This window comes from Ramlibacter sp. GS1-15 (assembly GCF_057785015.1).
Map to the genome: position 1 here is coordinate 2,490,815 of NZ_JBYNTU010000001.1, position 22,349 is coordinate 2,513,163.

At 68.0% G+C, this 22,349-nt stretch carries 21 protein-coding genes and 1 tRNA gene; 14 read left to right on the forward strand and 8 right to left on the reverse strand.

Annotation, left to right across the window (positions count from 1 at the left end; genetic code table 11):
- Position 1 precedes the first annotated feature (1 nt).
- Together AC3EF3_RS12485 and tolA are read left to right on the forward strand one after the other, a co-directional pair.
- Complete coding sequence (locus tag AC3EF3_RS12485; protein WP_488532474.1) at positions 2 to 427, forward strand: biopolymer transporter ExbD; 426 nt, start codon at positions 2 to 4, stop codon at positions 425 to 427.
- Positions 428 to 434: 7 nt separating this feature from the next.
- Positions 435 to 1,259: a cell envelope integrity protein TolA gene (gene tolA / locus AC3EF3_RS12490; protein ID WP_488532475.1), complete on the forward strand. Its 825-nt coding sequence runs from the start codon at positions 435 to 437 to the stop codon at positions 1,257 to 1,259.
- A 9-nt stretch (positions 1,260 to 1,268) separates the two neighbouring features.
- Here the strand turns inward: tolA and AC3EF3_RS12495 are convergent, their stop codons facing one another.
- Entirely contained in the window at positions 1,269 to 2,168 is a 900-nt protein-coding gene (locus tag AC3EF3_RS12495) for a hypothetical protein (RefSeq protein WP_488532476.1), read from the reverse strand.
- Positions 2,169 to 2,310: 142 nt separating this feature from the next.
- Positions 2,311 to 5,766 carry a DNA polymerase III subunit alpha gene (dnaE, locus tag AC3EF3_RS12500; RefSeq protein WP_488532477.1) on the reverse strand — a complete coding sequence of 1,152 codons (3,456 nt, stop codon included), beginning with the start codon at positions 5,764 to 5,766 and terminating at the stop codon, positions 2,311 to 2,313.
- 34 nt (positions 5,767 to 5,800) lie between these two features.
- Here dnaE and AC3EF3_RS12505 point away from each other — a divergent pair, with 34 nt between their 5' ends.
- Positions 5,801 to 6,544 carry a sulfurtransferase gene (locus AC3EF3_RS12505; RefSeq protein WP_488532478.1) on the forward strand — a complete coding sequence of 248 codons (744 nt, stop codon included), beginning with the start codon at positions 5,801 to 5,803 and terminating at the stop codon, positions 6,542 to 6,544.
- Here the strand turns inward: AC3EF3_RS12505 and AC3EF3_RS12510 are convergent.
- The 3 genes from AC3EF3_RS12510 to AC3EF3_RS12520 are packed head-to-tail and all read right to left on the reverse strand — an operon-like array spanning position 6,519 to position 8,602.
- Complete coding sequence (locus tag AC3EF3_RS12510) at positions 6,519 to 7,415, reverse strand: pirin family protein (RefSeq protein WP_488532479.1); 897 nt, start codon at positions 7,413 to 7,415, stop codon at positions 6,519 to 6,521. The genes AC3EF3_RS12505 and AC3EF3_RS12510 overlap by 26 nt on opposite strands.
- Complete coding sequence (locus tag AC3EF3_RS12515; protein WP_488532480.1) at positions 7,412 to 7,858, reverse strand: DoxX family protein; 447 nt, start codon at positions 7,856 to 7,858, stop codon at positions 7,412 to 7,414. The genes AC3EF3_RS12510 and AC3EF3_RS12515 overlap by 4 nt, the downstream gene beginning before the upstream one ends.
- A 39-nt stretch (positions 7,859 to 7,897) precedes the next feature.
- A complete protein-coding gene (locus tag AC3EF3_RS12520; RefSeq protein WP_488532481.1) occupies positions 7,898 to 8,602 on the reverse strand; it encodes a pirin family protein in 705 nt (234 codons plus the stop codon).
- Between the two features lie 121 nt (positions 8,603 to 8,723).
- Here AC3EF3_RS12520 and AC3EF3_RS12525 point away from each other — a divergent pair, with 121 nt between their 5' ends.
- From AC3EF3_RS12525 to AC3EF3_RS12540, 4 genes are all read left to right on the forward strand, one after another.
- Positions 8,724 to 9,671 carry a LysR family transcriptional regulator gene (locus AC3EF3_RS12525; protein ID WP_488532482.1) on the forward strand — a complete coding sequence of 316 codons (948 nt, stop codon included), beginning with the start codon at positions 8,724 to 8,726 and terminating at the stop codon, positions 9,669 to 9,671.
- Between the two features lie 4 nt (positions 9,672 to 9,675).
- On the forward strand, positions 9,676 to 10,560 hold the full coding sequence (gene gluQRS, locus AC3EF3_RS12530; protein ID WP_488532483.1) for a tRNA glutamyl-Q(34) synthetase GluQRS: 885 nt from the start codon (positions 9,676 to 9,678) through the stop codon (positions 10,558 to 10,560).
- Positions 10,544 to 11,257: a tRNA (guanosine(46)-N7)-methyltransferase TrmB gene (trmB, locus tag AC3EF3_RS12535; protein WP_488533784.1), complete on the forward strand. Its 714-nt coding sequence runs from the start codon at positions 10,544 to 10,546 to the stop codon at positions 11,255 to 11,257. The genes gluQRS and trmB overlap by 17 nt, the downstream gene beginning before the upstream one ends.
- A gap of 122 nt (positions 11,258 to 11,379) precedes the next feature.
- Positions 11,380 to 12,513: an ABC transporter substrate-binding protein gene (locus AC3EF3_RS12540; protein WP_488532484.1), complete on the forward strand. Its 1,134-nt coding sequence runs from the start codon at positions 11,380 to 11,382 to the stop codon at positions 12,511 to 12,513.
- Between the two features lie 3 nt (positions 12,514 to 12,516).
- Here AC3EF3_RS12540 and alaS read toward each other — a convergent pair whose 3' ends face one another.
- The gene (gene alaS, locus AC3EF3_RS12545; RefSeq protein WP_488532485.1) at positions 12,517 to 15,141 is read right to left on the reverse strand and encodes an alanine--tRNA ligase; all 2,625 of its coding nucleotides are present in this window, start codon (positions 15,139 to 15,141) and stop codon (positions 12,517 to 12,519) included.
- A gap of 70 nt (positions 15,142 to 15,211) precedes the next feature.
- On the opposite strand from alaS, the gene AC3EF3_RS12550 reads away from it, so the two are divergent.
- The 6 genes from AC3EF3_RS12550 to AC3EF3_RS12575 all read left to right on the forward strand — a co-directional run bounded on the left by AC3EF3_RS12550 (position 15,212) and on the right by AC3EF3_RS12575 (position 21,554).
- A complete protein-coding gene (locus AC3EF3_RS12550; protein WP_488532486.1) occupies positions 15,212 to 16,753 on the forward strand; it encodes an amidase in 1,542 nt (513 codons plus the stop codon).
- A gap of 125 nt (positions 16,754 to 16,878) precedes the next feature.
- Complete coding sequence (locus tag AC3EF3_RS12555; RefSeq protein ID WP_488532487.1) at positions 16,879 to 17,697, forward strand: mechanosensitive ion channel family protein; 819 nt, start codon at positions 16,879 to 16,881, stop codon at positions 17,695 to 17,697.
- A 140-nt stretch (positions 17,698 to 17,837) separates the two neighbouring features.
- Entirely contained in the window at positions 17,838 to 18,569 is a 732-nt protein-coding gene (locus tag AC3EF3_RS12560) for an SGNH/GDSL hydrolase family protein (RefSeq protein ID WP_488532488.1), read from the forward strand.
- Positions 18,570 to 18,683: 114 nt separating this feature from the next.
- Complete coding sequence (locus tag AC3EF3_RS12565) at positions 18,684 to 19,349, forward strand: response regulator (protein WP_488532489.1); 666 nt, start codon at positions 18,684 to 18,686, stop codon at positions 19,347 to 19,349.
- 7 nt (positions 19,350 to 19,356) lie between these two features.
- Complete coding sequence (locus AC3EF3_RS12570) at positions 19,357 to 21,249, forward strand: sensor histidine kinase (protein ID WP_488532490.1); 1,893 nt, start codon at positions 19,357 to 19,359, stop codon at positions 21,247 to 21,249.
- Positions 21,250 to 21,335: 86 nt separating this feature from the next.
- The gene (locus AC3EF3_RS12575) at positions 21,336 to 21,554 is read left to right on the forward strand and encodes a DUF1059 domain-containing protein (protein WP_488532491.1); all 219 of its coding nucleotides are present in this window, start codon (positions 21,336 to 21,338) and stop codon (positions 21,552 to 21,554) included.
- A gap of 12 nt (positions 21,555 to 21,566) precedes the next feature.
- Here the strand turns inward: AC3EF3_RS12575 and AC3EF3_RS12580 are convergent, their stop codons facing one another.
- Entirely contained in the window at positions 21,567 to 21,782 is a 216-nt protein-coding gene (locus AC3EF3_RS12580; protein WP_488532492.1) for a helix-turn-helix domain-containing protein, read from the reverse strand.
- An 86-nt stretch (positions 21,783 to 21,868) separates the two neighbouring features.
- On the opposite strand from AC3EF3_RS12580, the gene AC3EF3_RS12585 reads away from it, so the two are divergent.
- Positions 21,869 to 21,942 (forward strand) — tRNA-Gly (locus tag AC3EF3_RS12585).
- A 45-nt stretch (positions 21,943 to 21,987) separates the two neighbouring features.
- Here AC3EF3_RS12585 and infA read toward each other — a convergent pair.
- On the reverse strand, positions 21,988 to 22,254 hold the full coding sequence (infA, locus tag AC3EF3_RS12590; RefSeq protein ID WP_488532493.1) for a translation initiation factor IF-1: 267 nt from the start codon (positions 22,252 to 22,254) through the stop codon (positions 21,988 to 21,990).
- Positions 22,255 to 22,349: the final 95 nt, after the last annotated feature.

A 22,349-nucleotide genomic window follows, 5' to 3' on the forward strand; every position in this document is an offset into this window, starting at 1 on the left:
CATGCCGGCCGTCGCCCAACGCGGCCGCGGCCGCCGCACGATGAACGAGATCAACATGGTCCCGTTCATCGACGTCATGCTGGTGCTGCTGATCATCTTCATGGTCACGGCGCCGCTGATCACGCCCAGCCTGATCGACCTGCCCCGGGTGGGCCGGGGCGCCAAGCCGCCGGAACAGGTCGTGCAGGTGCTGATCCGCAAGGACGAAGGCATCGACGTCAAGGTGGACGAGAAGACGATGAGCGTGCCGATCGCGGACCTCGCGCAGACGGTGCTCCAGACGCAGCAAGGCAAGCCCGCCGGCAGCAGTGCCGTCGTCATCGCCGCCGACAAGAGCGTGAAGTACGAACTCGTGGTCAACGTCATGGACAAGTTGCAACGCGCCGGGGTCCAGCGCGTCGGCCTGTCCGTGCAGGTCGTGAAGTAACTGCGCCATGCAGGCCAGCGCCGACAGCCTCGCCTTTGCACCGCCGCGCGAACCGGCCGCGGTGCGCGGCTTCGTGCTGGCGGTCATCGCGCACCTGCTGCTCCTGGTCGCGCTCACCTGGGGCATCAACTGGCAGCGCGACGACCAGAATGCTGCGGTCGAAGCCGAGCTGTGGGCCAGCATCCCGCAGGAAGCCGCCCCGCCGCCCGCGCCGGCCCAGCCCGAAGTGAAGGCGCCGCCCGTGGTCGTGCCACCGGCGCCTCCTCCACCCGTGGCGAAAGAGCCGGACATCGCCGTCGAGCGCGAGAAGAAGCGGCGCGAAGAGGAAGAAGAGCAGCAGCGCAAGCAGCTCGAAGCGCAGAAGAAGAAGCTCGACGAGCAGCAGAAGCTCGCGGAGGAGAAGAAGCAGAAGGAAGAGCTCGCGAAGAAGGACAAGCAGAAGAAGGAGCTCGAAGCGAAAAGGCTGGAGCAGATTCGCAAGGAGAACCTGGCGCGGATGATGGCCGACGCGGCCGGTACGGGTGCACCGGGTTCGAAGGGAACGGCAGCGAAGTCCGCCGGCCCTTCCGACAGCTACGCCGGCCGCATCCGCGCGCGCGTGAAGCCGAACATCGTCTTCATGGACGACGCGCCCGGCAATCCCGCCGCCGAAGTCGAGGTGCGCATGGCGCCCGACGGCACGATCGTTTCGCGCCGCGTCACCAAGCCCAGTGGCGTGAAGTCCTGGGACGACGCCGTGCTGCGCGCGCTCGACAGGACGGAAATCCTGCCGCGCGACGTCGACGGGCGCGTGCACACGCCCCTCATCATCGAATTCAAGCTGAAGGGCTGAGCCGCGTGCTCAATGCGCGGCGATCGCCGCGCGCATCGCCTGCACTTCCGACGCCGACGGTGCGGCAAACTGCGGCTTGTCGCCGATGTCGAGGGCTTGCTGCAGCGAACGGCGGGCCCCGGCCAACGTGCCGAACTGCCGCACGGCGTTGCGGACCGCATCGGCCGGCGCGCGGTCGCTGACGTACAGGCCATAGCCCCAGCTCGTGCGCGGAATCGGCACCACGACGAGCCGCGCATTCGCAATGCGCGGGTCCGAGCTGACCTTGCCGTCCATGGTCGCGGCCATCGCCGACTTCTCGCGCGTGACCAGCCCGACCCAGCGCTCCGGCTTCCATGAGAACGCGGCCTTCACGACGAGGAAGCTCTGACCCAGGCCTTGCTGCGGGGGCAGCTCGGTCATGGTGCCGCACAGTTTCTCGGCCTTGACCAGTGCCGTCGTCACGCCGCCCTTGATGCCGAAACACTCGCTCTTCTTCAGGCGATCCAGCACGCGCGCCTGCTCGGGCTGCGGCAGCGTGCGCAGATCGACCGGCTTGCCCTTGGTCGTGCCCTCGTCCGCGACCACCAGCACCGCGGCGGAGATCGGGTCCGTGTTGACGGTGACCGGCGTGTAACCCGAGGCCAGGCCCACCACCGGGTTGCCGTACACCCAGCAGGGCGGCTGCGCCCGCTTGAGCTCGCGGGCGACATCTTCCTCGTCGCGCACGTTCGTCACCGGCGACACCGGCAGCCCGCTCGGCTTGAGGAAGTCCACCAGTTCGCGCACGGCCGCATCGGATTGCGCGGCGAGCTCGCCACGAACCACCTGCGGATTGAGGAACAGGCCGCCCGCACACGATTGCGCGTTCGCGCCGCAACACCAGAGCGTGACAATGCCCGTTCCGAGCAGTTTCTTGATTTCCAACATCGTCCCCTCCACCGCAGAACTTCCTGCGTGACGGCCACAGCTTCTCAAGCGCGAGGCCGCAGCGGCATTCGGGACAACCCGCGCCAGGGGACCGATTTGTCGAAAACTTGACAGCGGTCAAGCGCGGCGCGGGCGGGTCATCCTAGTCGTAGATGATCTGCGCGACGCCCTGGTCGGCCTGCGCGGTCCACGACGCGAGTGCCGCATCGCTCGGGAAGAAGCGCGCCTCGTCGCCCAGCTGGATCTCCGCTTCGGCACCGTCGCGCCGGAGCGACAGGCGAATCGGCAGTCCGCGCAGCAGGTCGCCCTGCTCGGTGCGTTCGCGCACCGGCGGAAACTCGCGCAGCAGGCGCTTCACGTCCGGCGCGTGGCCATTGACCGCCACGCGCAGGAACTTGCCGAAGCGGCAGCGCGCGGTGGCGAGGTCCCACACCTGCTGCACGTTGAGGCGGTAGCCGCCGTTGAAGCGATCGGGTTGCAGGCGCCCCTGCACGATGACGAGTTCATCGTCCTTGAGCAGGTTGCGATTGGCGTTGACCACGGCCTCGTCGGCCGTCGCCTCGATCGTGCCTGATTTGTCGTCGAGCTTGAAGATGGCGAGCTTGCCGCGCTGACCGTTGATCACGCGGAAATCGCCGACGATGCCGGCCAGCACTTGCGGCTCGCGGCTGTCGATCAGGTCGTCGACGCGGCGCCTGACGAACCGGCGCACTTCGAGCGCGACCTCGTCGAAGAGGTGACCCGACAGGTAGAAGCCCACGGCCGTCTTCTCGAAGGTCAAGCGCTCCTTCACGCCCCAGGGCATCGCTTCGACCAGCGGCGGCTCCTGCGTGCTGGCCGCGTGCGAATCGGGCATGTCGAACAGGCCCCCCTGGTTCGCATTCGCCTCGGCGGCGTTCGCGAAATCGAACGCGCGATCGATCGAGGCCACCAGCGACGCGCGATTGAGCTGCAACGCATCGAAGGCACCCGCCTTGATCAGGGCCTCCACCGTGCGCTTGTTGATCCGCGTGCGGTCCACGCGGCAGCAGAAGTCGTAGAGCGATTTGAACGCGCCGCCTTCCTCCCGCGCCGCCACGATCGCATCGATCGCCTGCTGGCCCGTTCCCTTCACGGCACCCAGGCCGTAGCGGATCACCTTGTCCGACACGGGCTCGAAGCGGTACACGCCGCGGTTGATGTCAGGCGGCTCGAAGGTGATGCCGAAATGCTGCGCGTCCTCGAACAACACCTTCAACTTGTCGGTGTCGTCCATTTCCACCGTCATGTTCGCGCAGTAGAACTCGGCCGTGTAGTGGACCTTGAGCCAACCCGTGTGGTAGGCGAGCAGCGAGTACGCGGCGGCGTGCGACTTGTTGAAGCCGTAGCCCGCGAACTTCTCCATCAGGTCGAAGATCTCGTCGGCCTTGCCCTGGGCGATCCCCTTTCCGGCGGCGCCCTTGCGGAAGATCTCCCGGTGCTGGGCCATCTCCTCCGCCTTCTTCTTGCCCATCGCGCGGCGCAACAGGTCGGCGCCGCCGAGCGAGTAGCCGCCCAGGATCTGCGCGGCCTGCATCACCTGCTCCTGGTAGACCATGATCCCGTAGGTTTCCGACAGCACGGGCTCGAGCAGCGGATGCGGGTAGATCACGTCCTCACGGCCGTTCTTGCGCGCGCAGAAGGACGGGATGTTCTCCATGGGGCCGGGCCGGAACATCGCGTTCAGGGCGACGAGGTCTTCCAGCCGCGTCGGCTTCGCATCGCGCAGCATGCCCTGCATCCCGCGCGATTCGAACTGGAACACCGCCTCGGTCTTGCCGTCCGCGAAGAGCCGATATGTCTCGGCATCATCCAGTCGCACGTTCTCGAACGCGAAGTCCTTCTGGTCGGGGTGGCGTTCGCGGATGAAGTCCTTGGCGATCTCCAGGATCGTGAGCGTCGCCAGGCCCAGGAAGTCGAACTTCACCAGGCCCGCCGCTTCGACGTCGTCCTTGTCGTACTGGCTCACCGCCGATTCGCTGCCCGGCTGCTGGTACAGCGGCGTGAAGTCGGTGAGCTTGCCCGGCGCGATCAGCACGCCGCCCGCGTGCATGCCGACGTTGCGCGTGAGCCCCTCGAGCTTCTGCGCCAGGCCGATCAGCGTCTTGACCTCGTCTTCCTTCTCCAGGCGCTCGGCCAGCAGCGGCTCCTGCTTGATCGCGTCGGCGATCGTGATGTGCTGGCCCGGCTTGTTCGGGATCAGTTTGCTGATCCCGTCGCAGAAGGTGTAGCTCATGTCGAGCACGCGGCCGACGTCGCGGATCGCGGCGCGCGCGGCCATCGTGCCGAAGGTCGCGATCTGGCTCACCGCGTCCTTGCCGTACTTCTCCTTGACGTAATCGATCACGCGGTCGCGGTTCGCCTGGCAGAAGTCGATGTCGAAGTCCGGCATCGACACGCGCTCGGGGTTCAGGAAACGTTCGAACAGCAGCTCGTATTCGAGCGGGTCGAGGTCGGTGATCTTGAGCGCGTACGCCACCAGCGAGCCGGCGCCCGATCCGCGGCCCGGTCCCACCGGACAGCCGTTGTTCTTCGCCCAGTTGATGAAGTCGCCCACGATGAGGAAGTACCCCGGGAACTTCATCTTCAGGATGGTCTCGATCTCGAACTCGAGCCGTTGCACGTAACGCGGGGTCTGCTTCCCGCGCGCGACCGGGTCCGGATAGAGATGCTCGAGGCGCTCCTTCAGGCCTTCGTGCGAGGCGAGCCGGAAGTACTCCTCGATCGGCATGCCGCCCGGCGTCGGGAACGCCGGCAGCTGCGGCTTGCCGAGCTCGAGCACGAGGTTGCAGCGCTTGGCGATCTCCAGCGTGTTCGACACCGCCGAGGGCACGTCGGCGAACAGCTCCTCCATCTTCGCCTGCGGCTTGAACCACTGCTCGCGCGTGAATTTGCGCACGCGCCGCGGGTTCGCGAGGATCTCGCCCTCGGAGATGCACACGCGTGCCTCGTGGGCCTCGTAGTCGTCTTCCTGCGTGAACTGCACCGGGTGCGTTGCGACCACCGGCAGCTTGAGCCGCGCCGCCAGCTGCACCGCCGCGGCGACATGCACCTCGTCGTCGTTGCGGCCGGCGCGCTGCAGCTCGACGTAGAAACGGTGCGGGAAGATCGCCGCGAGCGCCAGGGCCGCGTCGCTCGCGCGCTGTTCGTCCCCCTGCACCAACGCCTGCCCCACGGGCCCGGCCTGCGCGCCCGAGAGCACGATCAGCCCTTCGCCCAGTTCACGCAGCCATTCGAGCCTGCACACGCCCTGCGCCTTGACGACGTTCTTCGTCCATGCGCGGGCGAGCAGCTCGCACAGGTTCAGGTAACCCTGGCGGTTCTGCACCAGCACGACGATGCGCGACAGGGCCCCCGGGTCCTTGGCCAGGCCTTGCAGCAGGATTTCGCAGCCGATGACCGGCTTCACGCCGGCCGAGCGGGCCGCCTTGTAGAACTTGATCGCGCCGAAGAGGTTGTTGAGGTCCGTGACCGCGAGCGCCGGCTGGTGGTCTCGTGCCGCGGCCTCCACGATGTCGTCGATGCGGTTCGTGCCGTCGACGATCGAAAATTCCGTGTGCAGGCGCAGGTGGACGAACATGGGGCCATTGTAGGAAACCTAGAATCCCTGACTCGTGAATTCCGTCCTCAACGTTTCCGCCTATCGATTCGTCGCGATCGACGATCCCGCCGCCTTGCGGGACGCACTGCTGGCGCAGGCGCGGGCCCTCGGCTTGCGCGGCACCATCCTGCTGGCCACGGAGGGCATCAATCTGTTCCTTGCCGGCGCGGAAACTGCGGTGCGCGAGTTTCTCGGGGTTCTGCGGACGGACAGCCGATTTGCGGCTCTCGAGCCCAGGGAAAGCTGGTCCGAGGCGCAGCCGTTCCGCAGGCTGCTCGTGAAGGTCAAGCGCGAAATCATCCGCATGGACCGGCCCGCCATCCGGCCCGGGGATGAACGCGCCCCGACGGTCGATGCGCGCACCGCCGCCCGCTGGCTCGCCCAGGGCCACGATGATGCCGGGCGGCCCGTCGTCACGCTCGACACGCGCAACGGCTTCGAAGTGGACCACGGCACGTTCGAGGGCGCGATCGACTGGCGCCTGAAGAAGTTCAGCGAGTTCCCGGCCGCGCTCGATGCGCGCCGGCACGAGCTCGAAGGCAAGACGGTGATCAGCTTCTGCACCGGCGGCATCCGCTGCGAGAAGGCGGCGCTGTACATGCAGGGCGCGGGGTTGCCGAACGTGTGGCAACTGGAAGGCGGCATCCTCAACTATTTCGAGCAGACCGGCGGCGCGCACTTCCGCGGCGAATGCTTCGTCTTCGACGAGCGCGTCGCGCTCGACGCGCAGCTCAGGAGCGCGGCTCGGGAGGTGTGAAGCGCGTCGGCGGCAGCGGGATGAACTCGTCGTCGCCCGGCACGCGGCCCATGCGCATCGCCTGCCAGTCCTCGCTGGCCTGGATGATCCGATCCTTGCGGCTGGAGACGAAGTTCCACCACATGTGACGATGCCCGTCGAGCGGCTCGCCGCCGATCACGACGAAGCGTGCCGCGCGCTGCGCGTACACGGTCGTCGATTCGCCCGGCCGCAGGACGGCCATGGTGCGCGCGGGAAGCGTCGCGGCGTCGATGACGACGTCCCCCTGCACCGGGTAGATCGCCATCTCCGGCGCGAGCGCGGGCATCTCGATCGACGCGCCGGGTTCGAGCATCACGTCGAGGTACAGCGTCTGCCACAAGGTGTGCACGGGAGAAGTCGCGCCGAAAGCCGAGCCGACCAGCACGCGCACCTGCGCAGGACCGAGTGCGAGTTGCGGAATGGCATCGGCCGGGGTGTGCGTGAACGAAGGCTCGTCCTCTTCATGCGCGAGCGGCAAGGCCGTCCACAACTGCAGCCCATGCACCGGATAGGACTGCTCGCGCAGCGGGTGCGGCTTGCGCTCCGAATGCACGATGCCGCGGCCGGACGACATCCAGTTGATCGCCCCGGGTTCGATCTGCTGCACGCTGCCGATGCTGTCGCGATGCACCATCGCCCCTTGGAACAGGTAGGTGACCGTCGCGAGCCCGATGTGCGGATGCGGCCTGACGTCGTGGGCCGTGCCCGGCGTTTCGGTCACCGGGCCGAAGTGGTCGAAAAAAATGAATGGCCCGACGTTACGCCGGGCCATCGCCGGAAGGAGGCGGCGCACGATGAAGCCCCCGCCGAGATCCTTCTCGTGACCGGTGAGCGCGAGCTCCACCGTCATGCAGGCTGGACGCGCCTTCCGCTCGCAGCCCGGCGCGCATCGAGGCTGAAGCGGCCCGCTCCGAAGGCGGCGAAAGCCAGCAGACCGCCCGTGATGGCGAGGTTCTTGTTGAAGTTCAGCTTCTGCATGTACACCTGGGCTTCGGGCACCGCCCAGTAATTGTGGAAGATCGGGGTGATCACGGCAACGAAGATGGCCATGCCCAGCGCGGCCCAACGTGCGTTCCACCCGACCAGCACCAGCAGGCCCAGGCCCAGCTCCGCCGCGATGGCGATCGCCGCGCACACTTCGGGCAGCGGAACGCCCTTGCTGGCGATGTAGCCCGTCACACCCGAGAAGCCCATCAGCTTGCCCCAGCCGGACGGCACGAAGAAATATGCGATCAATAGCCTGCCCAGCAGGGCGAGCGCATCCCACGCGCCGTTCTCTTTATCCTGATACATCTTGCTCACTCCTAACGGTTCCTATGGTGGTTGGTGATTTCACTGGCCCGCGAGGTCGAAGACCAGCACTTCTGCATCGCGTCCCGCCGACAGCGTGACACGCGATTCCTTCTCGAGCAGGGCCGCGTCGCCGCCGGCCAGCTTGCTCCCGTTCACTTCCAGCTCGCCTCGCACGAGGTGCACGTAGGCCCTGCGCCTGGCATCGAGCTCAAGCGTAGCACTCTCCTCGCCATCGAAGAGCCCGGCGTAGATGCGCGCATCGGCGTGGACCAGCACCGACCCGTCCGCGGCGTCCGGCGAAGCGACCAGGCGCAGCCGTCCGCGCTTTTCGCCCGCGTCGAAGGTCTTCTGTTCGTAGCTGGGCGGGATGCCGCGCGTGTTCGGCTCGATCCAGATCTGCAGGAAGTGCGTGGTTTCGTTGGGCGCGTGGTTGAACTCGCTGTGGGTCACCCCCGTGCCGGCGCTCATGCGCTGCACGTCGCCGGGCGGGATGCCCTTGACGTTGCCCATGCTGTCCTTGTGCGCCAGGTTGCCTTCGAGGACGTAGCTGATGATCTCCATGTCGCGATGGCTGTGGGCGCCAAAGCCCATGCCCGGGGCGATCCGGTCTTCGTTGATGACGCGCAGGTTGCCCCAGCCCATGTGCTTGGGATCGTAGTAGTCCGCGAAAGAGAAGCTGTGGAACGACTTCAGCCAGCCGTGGTCGGCATAGCCGCGGTCGCGTGACTTGCGCAGTTGAAGCATGGTTCGCGTCCTTTCGCCTATCGTTTCGATGGCGGTGATCTTGATCCCGAAGGCCTGTCGGAAGACTTCCCGGCTTTGATGGCATCATTCAAAAAAACTGAAAACAACCCCGTCCTACCCCATGGCCACGCCCCGCGAAGTCCTGACGCCCGATGCCCTGTCGCTGCTGCAGGCCGTCGCGCAGAGCGGCAGTTTCGCGGCCGCGGCACGCGAGCTCGGCCTGGTGCCCAGCGCCGTCACCTACCGGGTGCGCCAGCTCGAGGATGCGCTGGATGTGCTGCTGTTCGACCGCAGCTCGCGCCAGGCGCGCGTGACCGACGCCGGTGCCGAACTGCTGCGCGAGGGCGCGCGCCTGCTGCAGGAGATCGACGCCGTGGCCAATCGCGTCAAGCGCGTGGCCACCGGCTGGGAGACCGAGCTCACCATCTCGGTCGACACGGCGATCTCCGGGCTCACGATGATGGAACTGGCGCAGGCCTTCTTCGAGCTCACGCCGACCACGCGCCTGCGCCTGCGCGAGGAGGTGCTGACGGGGACGCTGGAGGCGCTCACGTCCGGCCAGGCGGACCTCGCGATCGGCATCGTGATGGAACCCGGCACCACGGTGGGCATCCACAGCCAGCCGCTCGGCGAGGTGCTGTTCGTCTATGCGGTCGCACCTCACCATCCGCTCGCCCAGGCCAAGGAGCCGATCAGCGACGACATGATCCTGAAGCACCGCGCCATCGCCGTGGCCGATTCGGTCAAGCAAGGCATGCCCGCGACCTATGGCCTGCTGGCCGGGCAGGACGTGTTCACGGTGGGCACCATGCGCGCCAAGCTCGACGCGCAATTGCGTGGCCTGGGCGGCGGCTTCGTGCCCGAGCCGATGGCGCGGCCCTACGTCGAGCGCGGCGCGCTGGTCGTCAAGGAAGTGCAGCGCCGCACGCGCATCACGCGCCTGAGCTACGCGTGGCGGACCAGCGCCACCCCGGGGCGGGCCGTCAAGTGGTGGCTGGACCAGCTGGAAAGCCCGGCGACCCGGCGCGCCCTGCTCGAGCGCCATTACATGCCGGCTTCGGGGGGGTGAACGCGTGCCGGCGCGGTACATCGGGCGCTTCGCGCCCTCGCCTACCGGCCCGCTGCACGCGGGCTCGCTCGTCGCCGCGCTCGCGAGCTGGCTCGACGCGCGCGCCCACGCCGGACGCTGGCTGGTGCGCATCGAGGACGTCGACACGCCGCGCTGTGTGCCGGGCGCGGCCGGGACGATCCTCAAGCAGTTGCAGGACTGCGCGCTCGTGCCGGACGACGACCCGGTATGGCAATCGACGCGCGGGGCGATCTACCAGCGCGCGCTCGATGCGCTCGTCGGTGCGCAACGCGCCTACCCGTGCGCCTGCTCGCGCAAGGACATCGAACAGGCGCTGGCCGCGCTCGGCCGGCGACAGGAGCGCCACGGCGAACTGGCATACCCCGGGACCTGCCGCCAGGGGCTGCAAGGCCGCGCGCCGCGCTCATGGCGCTTTCGCGTCGAGCCCGGCATCACTCATTGGGTCGATCGCCGGCTCGGCGCTCAATCGCAGGACGTGGACCATGAAGTGGGCGATTTCGTGCTGAAGCGCGCCGACGGCCTCTGGGCTTACCAACTGGCCGTGGTCGTCGACGACGCGCAGCAAGGCGTGACCGACGTCGTCCGCGGCGAAGACCTCGCGGACAACACGGCGCGCCAGGTCCAGTTGCAGAAGGCGCTCGGCGTGCCGACACCGCGCTACCTGCACACGCCCCTGGTGCTCGGCGCGAACGGCGAAAAGCTGTCGAAGCAGAACGGGGCGCAGCCGGTGGACACGTCGCGTCCGCTGGAGGCCCTCAACGTCGCCGTACGGACACTGGGGCTCGCCCCGCAGTCCGGCGACCTGCGATCCGCCCTCGCCACATGGATGGCGCAATGGCGCGCTACCTACAATCGGGCCGGTGACTGACCATCCCGAGCGCATCGAACATCCGCGCGGCATCCGCAGCTTCGTCAAACGAGCCGGACGCGTGACCACCGGCCAGGCCCGCGCCCTTCAGGAGCTGGGCGGCCGGTTCATCCTGCCCTATCAGCCGAAGCCGCTGGACCTCGCTGCCGCCTTCGGCCGCGAGGCACCGACCATCCTCGAGATCGGCTTCGGCATGGGTGAAGCCACGGCGCACATCGCGCAAGTCATGCCGCAGGACAACTTTCTCTGCTGCGAAGTGCACGCGCCCGGCGTCGGCGCGCTGCTCAAACGCATCGGCGAGCAGCAGCTGTCCAACATCCGCATCGTTCAGCATGACGCGGTGGAAGTCATTGACCACATGCTGGCGCCCCACTGCCTGGCCGGCGTGCACATCTTCTTCCCCGACCCGTGGCACAAGAAGCGGCACAACAAGCGGCGCCTGGTCCAGCCGCCCTTCGTGGCGAAGCTCGTGACGCGCCTCGCGCCCGGCGCCTACATCCATTGCGCGACCGACTGGGAGCCTTACGCGCAGCAGATGCTCGAAGTGCTCGCCGCCGAGCCCTCGCTGGAGAACACGGCCGAAGGCTTCGCGGCGAAGCCGTTCTACCGCCCGCTCACCAAATTCGAGAACCGCGGCCTGAAACTGGGTCACGGCGTGTGGGACATGGTGTTTCGCACGCGCACCCCGCGGGCATGAACCCTGCATGAGCCATAGCGTGCACAAGTGCACGCCATGAACAAATTGCATGGCGCATTTGCCGCGCTGTAGCAGCTGAACTATTGTCCAATCGGGCCTTTGGGGTTCGGGAAGGAGCTCACATGTCCCTCAATCGAAGAACCGTGCTGGGCGCTTCGTTCGTTACCGCCTTCGCTGCCAGCGCGTGGGGCCAGAAGGCGGGCGCCCGCAAGATCGTGCTCGGGCAGTCGGTGCCGCTGACGGGCGCCGCCAGCGAGATCGGGCTGGCGTTCGCGGCCGGCGCGAGGCTGTACGTCGACAACTTCAATTCGCGCAAGAACGCGCCCTACCAGTTCGAGCTGCGCCAGCTCGATGACGGCTATTCGCCCGCCAAGGCGGCCGCGAACGCGCAGAAGCTGCTTGCCGACGGCGCCGACGTGCTGTTCGGATTCGTCGGCACGGCCAGCAGCGTCGCCGGCGCGGACGTCGCCGCGAAGGAAGGCGCGATCTTCTTCGCGCCCTTCGCCGCCTCGGACACGCTGCGTGACGCCAGGCGCGCGAACGTGTTCCACGTGCGCCCGAGCCTCGCGGACGAAGCCATCAAGATGGTGCGCCACTGCGCGACGCTGGGGCAGACGCGCATCGCCGTGCTGGCCGAGGACGACGCCATGGGGCGCGAAGGCCTCGCCGCCGTGCAGCAGGCGATCGCCGACGAGAAGCTCCCGGGACTGGTGGCTTCGGCTTTCGTGCCGGTCAACAGCGACAAGGTCGATGCGGCCGTCGCGACGATCATGAAAGGCAACCCGCAGGCCATCATCCAGGTGTCGCTGTTCAATTCGACGGCCGCCTTCATCCGCAAGACGCGCAAGGCGGGCTATGCGGGCTCGTTCCTGAACTTCTCGGTGGTGGGGATCGACCCGCTCTTCACCGCGCTGGGCAAGGAGATCGGCGGCGTGGTCGTCTCGCAGGTGGTGCCCTCGCCGAAGAGCTCGGCGACGCCGATCGTCAAGGAATACCTGCAGGCGATCGACAACTCGGACCAGACGCCGTCGTACGAGAGCCTGGAAGGCTTCATCGCCGCGAAGACGCTGGCCGAGGCCGTCAGGCGCGCCGGCGTGGGCACGAAGTTCGACAAGGCGGCCCTGCAGCGGACGATGGCCTCGATGACCGATTACGACATCGGCGGCTTCCGCATCAACCTGCGCGCCGGCGTGCGCGATTCCGTCCGCGCGATCGACCTGGTGACGATCACGCCGGACGGGAAGATCGTCCGCTAGGCGTCAGACCCGCTCGGCGACCCAGCCCTGCACCGATTGCAGGGCACCCGGCAACTTGCTCGCGTCGGTACCGCCGGCCATGGCCATGTCGGGCTTGCCGCCGCCCTTGCCGCCGACCTGCTGGGCGACGAAGTTCACCAGCTCGCCGGCCTTGACCTTGCCCATGCTGTCGGCGGTGACGCCGGCGGCGAGCTGGACCTTGCTGCCGTCCACCGCCGCGAGCACGATGGCGGCCGACTTGAGCTTGTCCTTCAATTTGTCCATGGTGTCGCGCAAGGTCTTCGCGTCGGCGCCGTCGAGCCGCGCCGCGAGCACCTTGACGCCCTTGACGTCCACCGCCTGCGCGACGAGGTCGTCACCCCTGGACGACGCCAGCTTGCCCTTGAGCTGCGCGACTTCCTTTTCCAGCGTGCGCACCTGCTCAAGCACCTGCGTCACGCGCGACTGCAGCTCGGTCGGCGCCGCCTTGAGCGTGCTGGCCGCCGCCTGCACCGTGGTTTCGAGCCCCTGCACGTAGGTGAGCGCGTTGGCACCCGTCACCGCTTCCACGCGACGCACGCCGGCGGCCACGCCGCTTTCGCCCACGATCTTGAAGAAGCCGATGTCGCCCGTGCGCGCGACGTGCGTGCCGCCGCACAGCTCGCGGCTGGTGCCGATGTCCAGCACGCGCACCGTCTCGCCGTATTTCTCGCCGAACAGCATCACGGCGCCGGTGGCCTTGGCGGACTCGATGTCCATCACGCGCGCCTGCGTCGGGGCGTTGACGAGGATTTCAGCGTTGACGCGCGCCTCGATCTCGCGAACCTGCGCTTCCGTCACCGGCGCGTTGTGGGTGAAGTCGAAGCGCGTCTTGTCGGCATCGACCAGCGAACCCTTCTGCTGCACGTGCGCACCCAGCACTTCGCGCAGCGCCTTGTGCATCAGGTGCGTGACGGAATGGTTGCGCATCGTCGCCGCGCGGCGCTGCGTGTCCACCTTCGCGACCACCGCGTCTCCGACCTTCAGGATGCCGGTCTCGAGCGTGCCGTGGTGGCCGTACACGTCGGCCTTGATCTTCTGCGTGTCCTCGACGGCGAAGCGCGCGGCGCCGAACTCGATCACGCCCGCATCGCCGACCTGGCCGCCGCTTTCGGCGTAGAACGGGGTGGTATCGAGCACCACGATGCCGTCCTGGCCCGCGGCAATTTCCCTCGCCTGCGCGCCTTCGACGTAGATGGCGACGACCTTGGCCTGTTCCTGGAGCTTCTCGTAGCCGACGAAGCGGTTGGCATCGCCCGCGTATTCGAGCGCGCGGTCCATCCTGAACTTCGCCGTCGCCCGCGCCTGGGCGCGCTGCTTGTCCATCGCCACGTTGAAGCCCGCCTCGTCGACAGCGACGCCCCGCTCGCGGCACACGTCGTTGGTCAGGTCCAGCGGGAAGCCGTAGGTGTCGTGCAACTTGAACGCGACGTCGCCCGGCAGGACCTTCTGCCCGCCCGCCAGCGCCGCATCGAGGATCTCCATGCCGTTCGCCAGCGTTTCGTAGAAGCGCTCCTCCTCGGCCTTGAGCACGTCCATGATGCGCTGCCTGTCGCGCGCGAGATTCGGGTAGGCGTCGCCCATCAGGGCGACGAGGTCCGGCACGATCCTGTGGAAGAACGGCGTCTTCTGTCCCAGCTTGTAGCCGTGGCGGATGGCGCGGCGGATGATGCGGCGCTGCACGTAGCCGCGGCCTTCATTGGACGGGATCACGCCGTCCGCGACCAGGAACGAGCAGGCACGGATGTGGTCGGCGATCACGCGCAGCGAGGGATTCGACAGGTCCTTCGTGTGCGTCTCGCGCGCCGCAGCCGCGATCAGCTTCTCGAACAGGTCGATTTCGTAGTTGCTGTGCACGTGCTGCAGGATCGCGGCCAGGCGCTCCAGGCCCATGCCGGTATCGACGCAAGGCGCGGGCAGCGGACGCACCGAGCCGTCCGGCTGCATGTCGAACTGCATGAACACGTGGTTCCAGATCTCGATGTAGCGGTCGCCGTCCTCGTCCGGGCTGCCGGGCGGGCCGCCCGGAATCCCGGGCCCGTGGTCGTAGAAGATTTCCGAGCACGGGCCGCAGGGCCCCGTGTCGGCCATCATCCAGAAGTTGTCGGAGGCGTACTTCGCCCCCTTGTTGTCGCCGATGCGCACGACGCGCTCGGGCGGCAGGCCGATCTCCTTCGTCCAGATGTCGTAGGCCTCGTCGTCGTCGATGTAGACCGTGGCCCACAGCTTGTCGGGCGGCAGGCCGTACACCTTCGTGAGCAGCTCCCAGCCCCATTTCAGCGAATCGCGCTTGAAGTAGTCGCCGAAGCTCCAGTTCCCCAGCATCTCGAAGAAGGTGTGGTGGCGGGCGGTGTAACCGACGTTCTCGAGGTCATTGTGCTTGCCGCCGGCACGCAGGCAGGCCTGTACCGACGCCGCGCGCACGTAGGGGCGCTTGTCGGTGCCGAGGAACACGTCCTTGAACTGCACCATGCCCGAGTTGGTGAACATCAGCGTCGGGTCGTTGCCGGGCACGAGCGGGCTCGAAGCCACGACGGTGTGGCCACGCTGTGCGAAGAAGTCGAGGAAGCTCTGGCGGATCTCGGCGACGGTGAATTTGGGAGTGGGCATGGGCATTCCGGCTGAACCTTTGATTATAGGTTTCGGGGTATTCCCGGACCGCTGCCGCTATAGTCGCGCCATGATCGCCCGCCTCCGCCTGTTGGCATGTGCCGCGCTGCTGGCAGCGATGCCGGCCTTCGCGCAGCCCCGCATCGTCGAATCGTCGATCGAGCAGCTGCAGCAGGACATGGCCGCGGGCCGTGCCACCTCGGAATCGGTCACGCGCGCCTACCTCGCGCGCATCGCGCGCTTCGATCGCGCGACCCGCGCGGTGCTGCAAACCAACCCGGACGCGATCGCCATTGCGCGGGCGCTCGATCGCGAACGCAAGACGGGCCATGTCCGTGGGCCGCTGCACGGAATCCCGGTGCTCGTGAAGGACAACATCGATACGGGCGACAAGATGCCGACCACGGCCGGCTCGCTCGCGTTGGCAGGTGCACCGGCTCCGAAGGACGCCTCCGTGATCGCACGGTTGCGCGAGGCGGGCGCGGTGATCCTGGGCAAGACCAACCTGTCCGAGTGGGCCAACATCCGGTCGAACAAGTCGTCGAGCGGCTGGAGCGCCGTCGGCGGGCAGACCACGAACGCGTACGCAGCCGAACGCAATCCCTGCGGATCGAGCTCGGGGACGGGCACGGCGATCGCGGCGAGCTACGCGGCCGTCGGGGTCGGCACCGAAACGGACGGATCGATCGTCTGCCCGAGCGGCATGGCGGCGCTGGTGGGCATCAAGCCCACCGTGGGACTCGTGAGCCGCAGCGGCATCATCCCGATCTCGCACTCGCAGGATACGGCCGGCCCCATGGCGCGCAGCGTCTCGGATGCCGCGGCGCTGCTCACGGCCATGGCGGGCATCGACCCGCAGGACCCGGCGACGCAAGCGGCCCAGGGCCACATCGAAGGCGACTACCGCAAGTTCCTCGTTGGCGGCGACCTGAAGGGCGTGCGCATCGGCATCGCGCGCAAGAAGGTCACCGGCTACAGCCCGCATGCGGACCGCCTGTTCGAGCAGGCGATCGCGCAACTGAAGCAACTCGGCGCCGAGATCGTCGATCCGGCCGACTTCGGTTCGCTGGGCGACTACGACGAGGACGAGCTCGAGGTCCTGCTGCACGAACTGAAAGCGGACCTGAACGCGTACCTCGCCACGCGTCCCGGCGTCGCGGTGCACTCGCTCGCCGACGTGATCGCCTTCAACGAGAAGAACGCCGCGCGCGAAATGCCGATCTTCGGCCAGGAACTGTTCGAGAAGGCGCAGGCCAAGGGTCCGCTCACCGACGAGGCCTACCTCAAGGCCGCGGAGAAAGCGCGGCGGCTCGCGCGCGAAGGCATCGACGGCCCGATGAGCCAGCACAAGCTCGACGCGATCATCGCCCCGACGGGTTCGCCCCCGTGGCTGACGGACCACGTCAACGGCGACTCGTTCCAGGGCGCGAGTTCGTCGCCCGCGGCCGTGGCGGGCTACCCGAGCATCACGGTGCCGATGGGTTTCGTGCGGGGCCTGCCCGTCGGGCTGTCGCTGGTCGGCACGGCCTGGTCGGAGGGCAAGCTGATCCGCATCGCCTACGCCTACGAGCAGGCGACCCGGCACCGCAAGCCGCCGCAGCCCGCCCGCTGAGGCGGGCAACGCCCGAGCCTGAGTCACGCGCGTCGAGCGCGCTCCTACATCCGGCGCAGCACTGGTCCGACCCGAGCGCCCCGGCCGCAGTCCGAGAGTGGGCGTGGCATTCCTCGGAGCTGACCATGAACAACGTGTCTTCCAACATTTCCGACTGGGGCTCGGCGATGATGACGTCGCTCACCGCGGCGCTGGCCCTGTTCCTTTCCGCGATCCCCAAGATCATCGGCTTCGCGCTGATCCTGATCATCGGCTGGTTCATCGCGTCGCTCATCGAGCGCGCAGTGGCGGCGCTGTTGCGTACGGTGCACTTCAACAGCCTCGCCGAACGCTCCGGCCTTGCGGATTTCGTCGAGAAGATGAACGCGGGTGTCGACGCCTCCGGAATGATCGGCCTCGTCGTGAAATGGTTCGTGCGCCTGATCGCCCTGGTCGTGGCGTTCGACGCGCTGGGCCTGCCTGCGGTGTCCGACGTGCTGCGCTCGCTGCTGATGTGGCTGCCGAACGTGGTCGTCGCGGTGGTCGTGCTGGTGATCGGCGGGCTGGCCGCGCGGGCGCTGTCCAACCTCGTGCGCGGCTCCGCGGCCGAAGCGGGCATCTCCAACCCGAACACGCTGGCGAAGCTGGCCTCGGCGCTGGTGTGGGCCTTCGCCATCGTCGTGGCGGTGAACCAGATCGGCATCGCGACCACGCTGGTCAACACGCTCTTCATGGCGTTCGTCGGTGCGCTCGCGCTCGGGGCCGGCCTGGCGTTCGGCCTGGGTGGCCGCGAGACCGCCGGCGAGATCCTGCGCAAGTGGTACGCGCGGGCGCAGGAGGACAAGCCGAAGATGGCGCGCGCGAGCGAAGCGATGGAGCGCCGCGCCGAGAACGCCGGTGTCTTCGAGGACCGCGGCACGCAGTACCGGCCGGCCAACAAGCGCCACGAGAGCGAAGGCGGCTGAGCTTTACGCGCTGCCTCATCGATGAGCCCCGCACTGCGGGGCTTTTTGTTGCGGCCGTGATGTTTGATTCGGTTTGCTTACACACCCGGGCGTGCCGCGCTTTCGAGAATGGCCGGGTCTTTAGCTCGAAGAGGCAGGCCATGGATCGGCGAAGCGCGATGTGCATCGGCGTGGCGGCGTTGCTCGGCGCCTGCGGCGGCGGCGGTGGATCGGGCGGCTCGGTCGTGGACTCCTCCCAAGCCGGGAGCGCGCCGGCGCCGGCGCCTGCACCGCCCCCCGCCCCGGCCGCTGCCGCTCCCTCGGCAGCCCTGTCGCCCAATATCGCGTTTTGGGGCGACTCCCTGACGCCGCCGGTCGCGCTCAACCTGCAGGTCCTGGTGCCGAACCGCGTGGTGTTCGACGGCGGCTTCCCCGGCCAGACCTCCACCGTCATCGCCGCGCAGCAGCTTGCGGACACGTCGATGACGAACTGGATCAGCGTCTTCTGGTACGGCCACAACAACGACCGCGATCCCGCGACGATCAAGGCGGACATCGCCGCATCGATCGCTCACCTCGCGCCCGGCAACACGCACTTCCTCGTGCTCTCGGTCCTGAACCAGGCCAAGCCCGACGAGGTCAAGGGCACCGAGGGCTACGCCACCATCCTGCAGCTCAATGCGGACCTCGCGGCGCGGTACCCGGGCAACTACGTCGATGTGCGCGCCTGGCTGATCGCCCACTACGACCCGAACAACCCGCAGGACGTGGCGGACTACCAGAGCGACGTGCTGCCTTCCTCCTTCCGCTACGACGAGATCCACATGCGCAACGAAGGCTCGGTGCTCGTCGCGCAGCGCGTGAAGCAGGCGCTCGACGACAAGGGCTGGTGAGCGCTATCGGCGCCGGCGTGGGCGCACATCCCCTGTTCATGGGGTGGGTGCCTATGGATGCCGGGGCCGCGCCCGTGCGAACATCGGCGCTGCAAATCGCCCGTTCGCCCCTTGATGTCAAGCCAAGTCCCCGTCCGCGTCGCCCTGGTCGAAGACGACCCTGCGATGCGCGAAACCTTCGAACGCGTGATCGGCGCGGAACCCAGCCTGCGTTTCCTCTTCGGGGCTTCGACGGCCGCTGAACTGCTCGCATGGTTCGCCGTCAACCCGGTCGACGTCCTTCTCGTGGACCTGGGCCTGCCGGATTGCCCGGGCCTCGACGTGATCCGCCGCTGCCGCCAGCTGCAGCCGGCCTGTGCCACGATGGTGCTCACGATCTTCGGCGACGAGGCCCACATGCTCAGCGCCTTCGAAGCCGGCGCCAGCGGCTACCTGCTCAAGGATGGCACCGAAGCCGACCTGGCCATGCACATCCTGAGTCTCCATGCCGGGGGTTCCCCGATGTCGCCGACCATCGCGCGCCAGCTGCTCGTGCGCTGGCAGGCCCGTCCCGACGCGCCGCCCGCCGCAGCGCCCGCCGGGAACGATTGGCTGTCACCGCGCGAATCGGAGGTGCTGGCATTGATTGCGCGCGGCTTCACCTACGGCGAGGTGGCCGAGCGCATGGGCATCGTCCTGACCACCGTCCAGAGCCACGTGCGGAACATCTACGGCAAGCTGGACGTGCACAACAAGGCCGAGGCGCTCTTCGAGGCGCGCCAACTGGGCCTGCTGCGCTAGCGTGCTCATGGGGCGGACCTTCGCGTTCGGGCTGGCCCTTGCGCTGGCCTGGCTGGCCGCCAGTGGGGCCCGGGCCGCTTCCGAGGATTCGCTCACGTTGATCGGCGCCGCCCAGGCACTGATCGAGCCCGACGGCGCACCTGCCCGCGAAGGCCCGGTCGATCTCTGGCGGCGATGGGACAAGGACTTTCCCGGACGCGGCGGGCACGCCGTCTACCGCATCCAGCTGCCGCCCCGCAGCGGGCCGGAGCCCATGGCCCTGCTCTTCTCGCGCGTGGGCAACCAGGTCGACGTCCGCATCAACGGCAACACGGTCCAGCATTGGGGCACGCTGGGCGATCCGTCCTACGACGCCGCCAAGAACCCCTTGATGCTGGCCGTGCCCGCGGCCCTGCTTCATGCCGATCGACCCAACGAGCTGCGCGTCGAGGTCACCGTGCAGCCGCAGCGGCTCGGGGGCCTGTCGGTGCTGCGCTACGGGACCCTCGCGGCTGTCGAGGCCGTGTATGACGATCATCGCCGCTGGCGCGCGATCGCCCTCGTGGTGTTCGCGGCAGGCCTGGTGGGCATGGGGGCCCTCACGGGCGTGCTGTGGCTGCGCCAGCGCGAACCGGTCTACGGCTGGTTCTGCCTGGGTGCTGCGCTGGGCGTGGTGCGCATCGTCGATCGCGCCTGGCCCGATGTTCCTCTGCCGTGGCCCCTGCTGGGAATCGTGGTGGCGAGTTGCTACCTGGCCCACATGGCCTTGATGTGCCGCTTTTCCCTGCTGGCCGTCGGCCCGGTGCCTCGCCCGATGAACCGGGCGATCGACCTGGCCATCGTGCTCAGCACGCTGCTCACCGCTTCCTCGTTCCTGCTCGGCGTTCCGTGGCTTCTGACTCTCGGGATCGTCTGCATCGTGCCCATGTCCTGCGCCGCCCTGTCGCTGGTCGTGCGCAGGGCGTGGGCCGACGATGGTGGCGCCCGGGCCTGGGTGATCGCGGCCGCGCTCGCGGCGTCGATCCTCGCGGGTCTGCACGACCTGATCGCCGTCCGGCTGTCGGGTGCCTCCGGGCTGCAGGTCACCTATCTGCAGCACGCCATGTTCGCCTTCGTGCCGATCATGGCGTGGTTGATCGCCACCCGCTACAGCCGCACGGTCGCGAACTTCCATGCGCTCAACGCCGACCTGTCGCGCCGGGTCGACGAACGCGAGCACCAGCTGCGCGCGGCTTTCGATGCGTTGAGGGAGCAGCAGCACCACCAGGCGGTGGCCAATGAACGCCAGCGCATCATGCGGGAGATCCACGACGGCGTCGGCTCGCAACTGGTGGCCCTGCTCAATCTGGTCGCGCGGCCCGGAGCGGACGCAGCATCGCTGCGCGAGCACGTCGAGCTCGCACTCGACGAAATGCGCATGGCGGTGGATTCCCTGCAGCCGGCGAACGACGACCTGGCCACCATGCTCGCCACCTTGCGCTACCGCCTGCAGCCCCGGCTGCAGGCAGCGGGCATCGCCGTCGCCTGGGAAGTGCCCGAACTGCCGGAGCTGCGGGAACTCTCGCCCAACATGGTGGCGCACGTGCAGCGCATCCTGCTCGAGACGTTCACCAACATCCTCAAGCACGCGCAGGCATCACGCATCGTCGTGCGCGCGCTGTTGCACGACGACGAATCCGCGGTCACGCTGCAGATCGCCGACAACGGCATCGGCCTCGCCGGCGGCGGTACCGCGCAGATGCCAGCACGGCGCCGCGGCGGGCGCGGCATCGACAACATGCGGTCGCGGGCCACCGCCATCGGGGCGCAGCTCCACATCGACCCAGCCCCGGAGGGCGGCGTGTGCGTGACGCTGAAGCTTCGGGTGGAGCGCGGCGACCCGGCGGCGTCGCCGCTCTCCCGGCCGCTCGAACTCCGTTAGCCTCCGGCCGCCATACGCAATCGTGCGTATTGGGGGCGTGCAAAGGCCGGGTTCACGATGCGGCCCACCTACCGAAGGAGCGATCCATGGCACGCCTATATGTCGATTGCCGGGAATTCCCGAGCGAGAACAACTGCACTGTCGCGATCTCCGCCGACAGCGAGCGTGAGCTGGTAGAGGCTGCGGTCCAGCACGCGGTCGCGGTCCACGGCCACCAGGACACGCCCGAGTTCCGGGCGGCGCTCGCTTCGGCCATCAAGCAGGGCACGCCGCCCATCGAGGCACCGACACAGGTTGCGGCGTAATCCGGGACCGCCTCAGAGATCGAGATGCGCGCGCCGCACGGCGGCCGTGCGCGTCTCGACACCGAGCTTCACGTAAGCGTGCTCCAGGTGCTTTTGCACCGTGCGCCGGCTGATGTGGAGCAGCGCGCCGATGTCGGCGTCGGTCTTGCCGTACGACACCCAGCCGAGCACCTCGCGCTCTCGCGGCGTGAGGGGCGGCAGCGCGCTGTCGTGCACGGTCAGTTGCATGTGCAACGTATAGCCCGCGCGCGACGGCGCTGCCTGAAGAAGCGCAACGGAATGTACGCTGCGCAGCGGTAGAATGCGCCCACCCTGCGGGCGTCGTTCAATGGCAGGACCTGAGCTTCCCAAGCTCAAGACGTGGGTTCGATTCCCATCGCCCGCTCCACTCCCACCCGGTTCGTGGGGCTTGAAGAGCAGCCCCTGCCTCAGCTCAACGACGGCGAAACGCCCCCGGCGGCGGAGCATCGGCGCGCCGCTCGGGCAGGTGGCGGAACATGATGCGGCCCTTGTTCAGGTCGTAGGGCGAGAGTTCCAGCGTCACGTCGTCGCCGGCGATGATGCGGATGCGGTGCTTGCGCATCTTGCCGCCCGTGTAGGCGACGAGTTGGTGGCCGTTCGTGAGGACCACGCGGTAGCGCGAATCGGGCAGCACCTCGGCCACCTTCCCGCGCATTTCGATCAATTCTTCCTTGGCCATCGGTTTGCTCCAGGTTGGGTGCGAAAACAGGAACCTGGCGCCACCGGGGAACAAGCGGATCGTCGGCTAGGGCACTAGGAAGCCGACCAGGAGAA

Bases quoted from the DNA above. Each gene is read 5' to 3' on its own strand.
- dnaE (WP_488532477.1), bottom strand. From the start codon at position 5,766: ATGTTCGTCCACCTGCGCCTGCACACGGAATTTTCGATCGTCGACGGC.
- AC3EF3_RS12550 (WP_488532486.1), top strand. From the start codon at position 15,212: ATGATCGCCCGCCTCCGCCTGTTGGCATGTGCCGCGCTGCTGGCAGCG.
- AC3EF3_RS12520 (WP_488532481.1), bottom strand. From the start codon at position 8,602: ATGCTTCAACTGCGCAAGTCACGCGACCGCGGCTATGCCGACCACGGC.
- tolA (WP_488532475.1), top strand. From the start codon at position 435: ATGCAGGCCAGCGCCGACAGCCTCGCCTTTGCACCGCCGCGCGAACCG.
- AC3EF3_RS12570 (WP_488532490.1), top strand. From the start codon at position 19,357: ATGGGGCGGACCTTCGCGTTCGGGCTGGCCCTTGCGCTGGCCTGGCTG.
- AC3EF3_RS12515 (WP_488532480.1), bottom strand. From the start codon at position 7,858: ATGTATCAGGATAAAGAGAACGGCGCGTGGGATGCGCTCGCCCTGCTG.
- AC3EF3_RS12540 (WP_488532484.1), top strand. From the start codon at position 11,380: ATGTCCCTCAATCGAAGAACCGTGCTGGGCGCTTCGTTCGTTACCGCC.
- AC3EF3_RS12565 (WP_488532489.1), top strand. From the start codon at position 18,684: ATGTCAAGCCAAGTCCCCGTCCGCGTCGCCCTGGTCGAAGACGACCCT.
- AC3EF3_RS12510 (WP_488532479.1), bottom strand. From the start codon at position 7,415: ATGACGGTGGAGCTCGCGCTCACCGGTCACGAGAAGGATCTCGGCGGG.
- alaS (WP_488532485.1), bottom strand. From the start codon at position 15,141: ATGCCCACTCCCAAATTCACCGTCGCCGAGATCCGCCAGAGCTTCCTC.
- AC3EF3_RS12495 (WP_488532476.1), bottom strand. From the start codon at position 2,168: ATGTTGGAAATCAAGAAACTGCTCGGAACGGGCATTGTCACGCTCTGG.
- AC3EF3_RS12575 (WP_488532491.1), top strand. From the start codon at position 21,336: ATGGCACGCCTATATGTCGATTGCCGGGAATTCCCGAGCGAGAACAAC.
- infA (WP_488532493.1), bottom strand. From the start codon at position 22,254: ATGGCCAAGGAAGAATTGATCGAAATGCGCGGGAAGGTGGCCGAGGTG.
- AC3EF3_RS12580 (WP_488532492.1), bottom strand. From the start codon at position 21,782: ATGCAACTGACCGTGCACGACAGCGCGCTGCCGCCCCTCACGCCGCGA.
- AC3EF3_RS12560 (WP_488532488.1), top strand. From the start codon at position 17,838: ATGGATCGGCGAAGCGCGATGTGCATCGGCGTGGCGGCGTTGCTCGGC.
- AC3EF3_RS12555 (WP_488532487.1), top strand. From the start codon at position 16,879: ATGAACAACGTGTCTTCCAACATTTCCGACTGGGGCTCGGCGATGATG.
- AC3EF3_RS12525 (WP_488532482.1), top strand. From the start codon at position 8,724: ATGGCCACGCCCCGCGAAGTCCTGACGCCCGATGCCCTGTCGCTGCTG.
- AC3EF3_RS12485 (WP_488532474.1), top strand. From the start codon at position 2: ATGCCGGCCGTCGCCCAACGCGGCCGCGGCCGCCGCACGATGAACGAG.